The organism is Arsukibacterium sp., from assembly GCF_033722355.1.
GTDB lineage: Bacteria > Pseudomonadota > Gammaproteobacteria > Enterobacterales > Alteromonadaceae > Alishewanella.
The window spans coordinates 22,764-29,898 of the sequence record NZ_JAWVZF010000019.1 but is presented as its reverse complement, the minus strand read 5'-3'; the positions used below and the strand labels follow the sequence as shown (position 1 = coordinate 29,898).

Annotated in this window: 8 protein-coding genes; 5 read left to right on the top strand and 3 right to left on the bottom strand. The window is 49.1% G+C overall.

The features are described 5' to 3' along the window. The first annotated feature begins 8 nt into the window (after positions 1–8). The 5 genes from R3177_RS03935 to R3177_RS03915 all read left to right on the top strand — a co-directional run bounded on the left by R3177_RS03935 (position 9) and on the right by R3177_RS03915 (position 3,428). Complete coding sequence (locus tag R3177_RS03935) at positions 9–581, top strand: sigma-70 family RNA polymerase sigma factor (protein WP_413229062.1); 573 nt, start codon at positions 9–11, stop codon at positions 579–581. Beyond that, on the top strand, positions 581–1,288 hold the full coding sequence (locus tag R3177_RS03930) for a DUF3379 family protein (protein WP_318969732.1): 708 nt from the start codon (positions 581–583) through the stop codon (positions 1,286–1,288). The genes R3177_RS03935 and R3177_RS03930 overlap by 1 nt, the downstream gene beginning before the upstream one ends. 28 nt (positions 1,289–1,316) lie before the next feature. Next, complete coding sequence (locus R3177_RS03925) at positions 1,317–1,718, top strand: hypothetical protein (RefSeq protein WP_318969731.1); 402 nt, start codon at positions 1,317–1,319, stop codon at positions 1,716–1,718. Positions 1,719–1,984: 266 nt separating this feature from the next. Further along, positions 1,985–2,767, top strand: coding sequence for a hypothetical protein (locus R3177_RS03920; protein WP_318969730.1), 783 nt, complete (start codon positions 1,985–1,987; stop codon positions 2,765–2,767). Continuing rightward, on the top strand, positions 2,742–3,428 hold the full coding sequence (locus tag R3177_RS03915) for a CPBP family intramembrane glutamic endopeptidase (protein ID WP_318969729.1): 687 nt from the start codon (positions 2,742–2,744) through the stop codon (positions 3,426–3,428). Before R3177_RS03920 ends, R3177_RS03915 begins: the two co-directional genes overlap by 26 nt. A 28-nt stretch (positions 3,429–3,456) precedes the next feature. Here R3177_RS03915 and pnuC read toward each other — a convergent pair whose 3' ends face one another. The 3 genes from pnuC to nhaD all read right to left on the bottom strand — a co-directional run bounded on the left by pnuC (position 3,457) and on the right by nhaD (position 7,134). After that, the gene (gene pnuC, locus R3177_RS03910) at positions 3,457–4,077 is read right to left on the bottom strand and encodes a nicotinamide riboside transporter PnuC (protein ID WP_318969728.1); all 621 of its coding nucleotides are present in this window, start codon (positions 4,075–4,077) and stop codon (positions 3,457–3,459) included. A gap of 54 nt (positions 4,078–4,131) precedes the next feature. Further along, positions 4,132–5,589, bottom strand: coding sequence for an NAD-dependent succinate-semialdehyde dehydrogenase (locus tag R3177_RS03905; RefSeq protein ID WP_318969727.1), 1,458 nt, complete (start codon positions 5,587–5,589; stop codon positions 4,132–4,134). A 123-nt stretch (positions 5,590–5,712) separates the two neighbouring features. Continuing rightward, positions 5,713–7,134, bottom strand: a complete 1,422-nt coding sequence (gene nhaD, locus R3177_RS03900; protein ID WP_318969735.1) for a sodium:proton antiporter NhaD — start codon at positions 7,132–7,134, stop codon at positions 5,713–5,715. Position 7,135 lies beyond the last annotated feature (1 nt).

Here is a 7,135-nt window from a genome sequence, read left to right as displayed (position 1 = left end):
CTGACATTATGGCACCATCCCGACATAGCCTGCTTAGTTTGCCGGTCAGTTTATTTAAACGTAAAATGCAAAACAACAGTCAGCGCTACGAACAGCTGGTGCGGTTGTACCACGCTGATTTATATCGTTATGCTTACTGGCTTTGCCGCGACCAGCATACTGCCGAAGATATTGTGCAGGATACATTTTTACGCGCCTGGAAAGCACTTGACTCCCTGCTGGATGACAATGCAGCCAAGAGCTGGCTTATCACTATTTTACGCCGGGAAAATGCCCGGCGCTTTGAACGCAAGCAACTCGATTACTGTGATATTGAGCAAGACAGCATCGCCGATGACCTTAACCCCGCACTAGAGCAACAATATGATAATGCGTTGCTGCAACAGCAGTTGCTGTTACTGCCGTCTGAATACGGGGAACCCCTGTTATTGCAAGCACTCGCAGGCTTCACCAGCGAAGAAATTGGTAAGTTAATGAGTTTAAACATTAATACAGTCAATACGCGTTTATTCAGGGCCAGACACTTACTGAAACAGCGTCTGGTCGCGCAACAGAGTGCCCAGCACAAGGGGGAGATATAATGGCTGATTTAACCCTGAAACAAGCTCTGATGGCGGATCCTCTGGCGAAAAGTACTGAATTGGGGGATGCCGTGGCCGCCGACCCCGAGTTGCAGCAATTGCAGCGGCAATTATTGCTGGATCAGGCCAGGATAAAGCAGGCTTTCGAATTTAACGTGCCAGACTCACTTGAGCTGAATTTGCTGCGCCAGCACATGCGGCACAGCCAGCAAACCCTGAAAAGACGCTTTAGCGCGGCTATTGCTGTGGCGGCATCGATTGCTTTTGTAGCAGGCCTTACCCTGAACTGGTTTAACTATGGTTTTCCGCAAATGACGCTGGGGCAGCATGCTCTGGCCCATGTGTACCATGAGGCGCCTTATCTGGACCAGATGTTAACACCACAACCATTAAGCCAGGTTAATGCCAAACTGGCCAGTTTTGGTGCAGAGTTGGCCGATTGGCAAGATAACATAGTGTACGCTAACTTTTGTGATTTTCGTGGTACCCGTTCCTTGCATCTGGTGATGCAAACCGAACAGGGATTAGCCACCGTGTTTTTCGTACCTCAGAGCAGTACACTGAAATTTGAGCAGTATTTTGCGGATGATCAGTATCATGGCCGCAGTCTGGCGTTAAAACATGCCGATGTAGTGGTGGTGAGCAAAAATGATAGTGATTTGCAGCAATTACCCGCTAAACTTAAACAACAACTCAAATTTATATAAATGAAGCGGCCAGCCGCAGGGACGCATTATGACAGACAAAAATCAGGCTGAATGGCTGTTGGTTCAGCAAAGCTACGATAAACAGGAACAACAAGCACTCTGGTTGAAAATCATTAGTATTCTGGTCTGGCTATGGCTGTTAAAAAATGCCGCCGGACTGGAATTGCAGCTTGGTATTATCGGCTTGTTCTGGTTGCATGAGGCGCTGCTTAAAACCTGGCAGCAACGGGCTGCGGATCGCCTTTTGCAGCTGGAACAGGCTATTTTACAAGCGCAGGATATTGGCTGTCAGTGGCATAGCCAATGGCAATATCAGCGACAACCCCCATTGCAACTGATCCTTGGCTATGCGCGGCAAGCAGCTAAACCCACTGTTGCCGTGACCTATCTGGCACTTATCGCTGCCAGCCTGTTGCGAGTCTGGTTGTAAACATTCGTCCTCTCCCTCTGTCTCTGCCTCTGCCGGAATACCGGTAATCCGAAACGCACTTTGTACCAAAAGTCATCATATTATTTAGTGACTTTTGGCACTAACCGCAGCAAGGCTGGCTTGGTACTCTGATCAAAACCACAGAGGCAATAACCATGCGATTGATGTTAATTTTTATACTATTACTTTTAGCTCCAGCAGCGACGCGATCAGCTGAGATAAACACAACCAATAATCCGGCGGAACTGCAACAAGCGAAAATAGCTATGGGCACAGATCTTGACCTGGCTGAAAAGCTGATCGGAAAAGCCCTTGCCTTATATCCCGAAAACGCAGAAGTGCAATTTATATGTGGCCGTATTATGGGCCAGCAGGCAGGGGATGCTATTTTCTCAGCACTGAGCTACGCCAAAAAATCCTTACGCTGCTTAAAGCACGCCGTAGCCTTACAACCAGACAATACCGACTACCGAAGGGGTCTGATGTCATTTTATCTTAATGCACCCGGCATTGCCGGCGGTGATAAGCAGCTGGCATGGCAGGAGGTAGAGCAAATTGCCCTATCAGATGCGCTGCAAGGTAAACTTGCCGAGCTCAGCTTCTACAGGCAGACTGAGCAACAACAGAAATACCGTAAATTGCTTGCACAATGCCGCTCAGACTACCCCGGACAAGCTGAATTTCATTATCGCCATGGCTTACTGTTGCAACAGGAACAGCAATTTGCACCGGCGTTTGATGCCTTTTACGCAGCGACATCAGCATCACAGGATAATGATGGGATCTACGTCTTTAATGCCTGGTATCAAATAGGCCGTACAGCACTGTTTAGCCAACAACGAATTGCAGATGGCATTTACGCTTTGAATCACTTTATTGCTAAAGCGCCAGTTTCTGCTGATCTTCCAGACCTGACCTGGGCACATCTTCGTTTAGCACAACTGCACAAGCTTAATGGCAATGCTGCGCAGATGTTGCAACATCTTAACGAGGCCAATCAAAGCAATGATAAGGAATTAAAACGTGAAATCAGTCGTTTACAACGCTAATCAACCAGCGCAACGCGCTGGATTGATAAGCTGGGTCGCTATACTGACTTTTCTACTGATGGAGCTTCCGGTGCGGCTCTGGTTGCAACCTGACCCCTGGCTGCTGGATGCGCACCACTGGTATTTTAATCAGCCGCTGCGGCTGCTTACTGAGTTTGGGCTTGTGATACTGTTACTGGCGGTTATACGGTGTGTTTATCCCCCTATACTGCAATTACCGCGTAGCCAGAATAGTCTGGTGCTAGGCGCAGTGTTAATAAGCGCATTGCTGTTTGGTCTGCTGGAAGCTGAACAATTATTAAAAAGTTTTTCAGCCGGATTATGGTGGTGGTTGGCCTGGTTTTGTACAGGTTTTTGTATCGGTATCGGCCAGGAGTTACTGTATCGTGGTTTGTTATTTACCACATTAAAACGTCATCTTTCGCTGTCAGTGGCTGCCACTGTGACCACTGTCGCTTTTGTTATTGCCCCATTGCATTCGGTTCGACTGTGGCATTACATACAACAGGATGAGTTTATTGTGGTTGTAATTCTGATTGGCATCTATACCGGGGTCAGCATGTTCTTTCAGTGGCTACGTAATCATACCGGAAGTGTCATAGCGCCAGCACTGGTTCATGGTGCAGGAAATGCGGTAACCTGGGCTGCGGTATTTGCCTGATCCGCGCTAATATCAAGGTTGAGTAAAGTCAGAATTTCAACTGCAACTTGCTCTGGACCCGTTTGTTTGCATTTTTTAACTGGCGCCACAGATATAAGCCATACCAGGCGTTAAACCAGAAACCACAGTAGACGATGGCAGTTACATATAATTCGCGGGAAAGATAAAGTGGAATGGCAATGGTGTTGACCAGCAACCAGAACCACCAGGTTTCCAGTTTACGGTTCATCAGTAAAAACTGAGCAATCAGGCTGAACATTAAAATAGCCGAGTCAACATAAGGCGCATAAGCGTCGGTCAGATTATGCAGTAAAAAACCATGAGCTATGGTAATAAGAAGGGCAATCACTGTGTATAACACTAAGCGGCTAAGGCGGCTGCTGGTTATCTGTTTTATACCCAGCTGCCGGCCCCACTGGTACCAGCCAATAAAATTGGTGGCAATAAAAAACAACATCAACATGCTTTCAGCGTAAAGCTGAACCTGAAAAAACAGCAGCGCAAATAAACTGCAGCCGATAATTCCAAGCCACCAGGTGTGAATACTGTTTCGCGCAGCCAGAAAAACCGCCAGCAAATAGAAACTGTTGGCGGCAACTTCCAGCGCAGCGAGGCTTAACAACGGGGCGATGAGCTCAGTTGCTGCCATAATGCGCTGTGGTTTGTTCTGGTGCGGCTATAAAGCCTGTCTGATATATCGGGTTTAATCAGCCAATCCACCCAAGCATAAATATTTAATATCCAGATAATCGGCCAGGCCATATTTTGAGCCTTCCCGGCCGTAGCCAGACTGCTTAACGCCACCAAAGGGAGCAGCCGGGTTAGAAACCATACCTTCATTAATACCCACCATGCCATATTGCAGCGCCTCGGCTACCCGCCAAACGCGGCCAATATCCCTGCTGTAAAAATACGCTGCCAGGCCTGAATCCGTAGCATTAGCCAGCGCGATGGCTTCAGCATCAGTATCGAAACTTTGGATTGCGGCTACCGGACCGAATATCTCCTGCTGCGCTACCGCCATATCATTATTGACCCCGGTTATCAGGGTAGGTAAATAAAACAGGCTGTCGGCCGCCTGCCGTTTGCCGCCACACTGTAACTTAGCACCGAGGGCAAGCGCTTCATTCAGTAACTTATCTACTTTGTCGCAGGCATCATGGTTTATCAGCGGGCCAATATCAACGTTGTCAGCTGTGCCATCACCAAGTTTCAGCTTGCCAATAGCCTTTAGCAGTTTTTCGGTAAAAGCAGCCAGCACTTTTTGCTGAACCAGGATCCGGTTGGTACAGACACAGGTCTGGCCGGCATTTCGAAACTTCGACGCCATCAAACCGTCGATTGCGGCGTCCAGATCAGCATCATCAAACACAATAAAGGGCGCATTGCCACCGAGCTCAAGCGATACCCGCTTAACTGTGCCGGCACATTGTTTTGCCAGTTGCTTACCGATTTTGGTGGAGCCGGTAAAACTAAATTTAGCGACCCGCTTATCTTCAGTCAGCACTTCGCCAATCGCTTTGGCATCGGTACTGGTTATCACATTAAATACCCCGGCAGGAATACCGGCCCGGTCAGCCAGTTCTGCCATCGCCAGGGCAGACAGCGGTGTCAGCTGGGCGGGCTTAACCACAAAGGTACAACCTGCAGCCAGTGCGGCAGCCGCTTTGCGAGCAATCATCGCATTCGGAAAATTCCATGGTGTGACGGCGGCAACGACACCAACGGGTTGTTTTATAACAATAATCCGCTGATCATCAGTCTTAGCAGGGATGGTATCACCATAAACACGCTTCGCTTCCTCAGCAAACCATTGCAGGTAGCCCGCGCCATAGGCGATTTCGCCTTTGGCTTCGGCAAGGGGTTTGCCCTGCTCCAGCGTTAACAGCAAAGCTAAATCATCCTGATGCTCCAGCAAAAGTTGCTGCCAGCGCAGCAGCAGCTCAGCTCGTTCGGCGGCAGGCCGGGCAGCCCAGGCATTAAACGCGCGATGAGCAGCAGCTACTGCCTTCTCGGCATCGTCGGCACTGCTATTTGCCACTTTCGCTATAACGTCGCCATTAGCCGGATTCGTAACATCAAAACAATTGTCTGCGTCGTGCCACTCACCTTGCCAGTACGACGCTTTCTTTAATAAACTCTGATCGGTTAGCTTAGTCATAACATCTCCTTATTCAGATTACCGACTGCCCGCCGGTTAAATGCAGGCGCCATCGGCTGACGTTAAGATTATCTGGCTAAGCTTAGCAGCTTTAAGATGATCTGCAGCTTACAAGCTACTCCACTAGTTGACCACGCCAAAGTCGGTAAAACTGGCCGCATTCAGCCATAAATGTGCGGCGACGCTGGCGAAATAGCCCAGTAAAATCACCGGTGCCCACTTCAGGTGGCCCATAAAGGTATAGTAGCCCCTGGCCTGCCCCATCAGTGCCACGCCAGCCGCCGAGCCTATCGATAACAGGCTGCCGCCCACCCCGGCCGTCAAGGTGATAAGCAGCCATTGACCATGCGACATATCGGGCTGCATAGTGAGTACAGCAAACATCACCGGAATATTATCCACTACCGAAGACATCAGGCCCAGTACCACATTGGCAACGGTAGGATTGCCGTTTTCATAGAGACTGGTAGAGAGCAATTCTAGGTAGCCGATATAACCCAGACCACCAACACACATTACCACGCCATAGAAAAACAACAGGGTATCCCATTCGGCTCTGGCAATCCTGCTGAACACATCAAACGGCACGATCTGTCCCAGTGTTTTTAACCGATCCAAATCACCCTCACGCTCAGCCATTGCTCGTTTTCGTGCCAGTGAACCGGGTAACGTTTTACGCAGGAAGAAACCAAAAAACTGCAGCAATCCCAGACCGGTCATCATGCCCAATACCGGGGGTAAGTCCAGCCACGAGTGGTATAATACCGCCAGCGCAATCGTTGCCAGAAATAAAGTCATGATGCGCAAGGCTCCGCGCTTAAGCTCAACATCCTCCTGCAAGGCAGCCGGATATCTGCGCTCAACAAACAAGCTCATAATGACTGCCGGCACCAGATAATTGACCACAGCCGGCACAAATAGCGTAAAAAATTCATAAAAGTTGATTATGCCGGCCTGCCAAACCATCAGGGTGGTAATATCGCCAAACGGAATAAAGGCGCCGCCTGCGTTAGCCGCGATGACAATGTTAACGCAGGTAAGGTTAATAAAACGCTTGTCACCTTCTGCTACTTTCATCACGACTGCACACATCAACATGGCGGTGGTCATGTTATTAGCAAATGACGAGATAAAAAAAGCCAGTACGCCGCTTATCCAGAATAAACTGCGGTAACTAAAACCTTTTCGGATCATCCAGGCCCGCAGGGCATCAAATAACCTGCGCTCTTCCAGCGCATTAATGTAGGTCATTGCCACCAACAGAAACAGCATCAGTTCAGCAAATTCAAGCAGGGTATGGCGGAATGCATCAGCTGTGACACCGGTAATACCGTCCTGCATATAGCGCCAGGCAACCAGCGCCCAGATGATCCCGGCTGCTACCAGCACCGGTTTAGATTTGCGAAGATGAAGTTTTTCTTCAGCCATCACCAGCACATAGGCCAGCGCAAATAACACCAGAGAAATAATGCCTACCGGAGACATCGTTAAATCCAGTTGTCCGGTTGCAGCCAGAGCCGCCGGAGAAAATACCACACACATCATC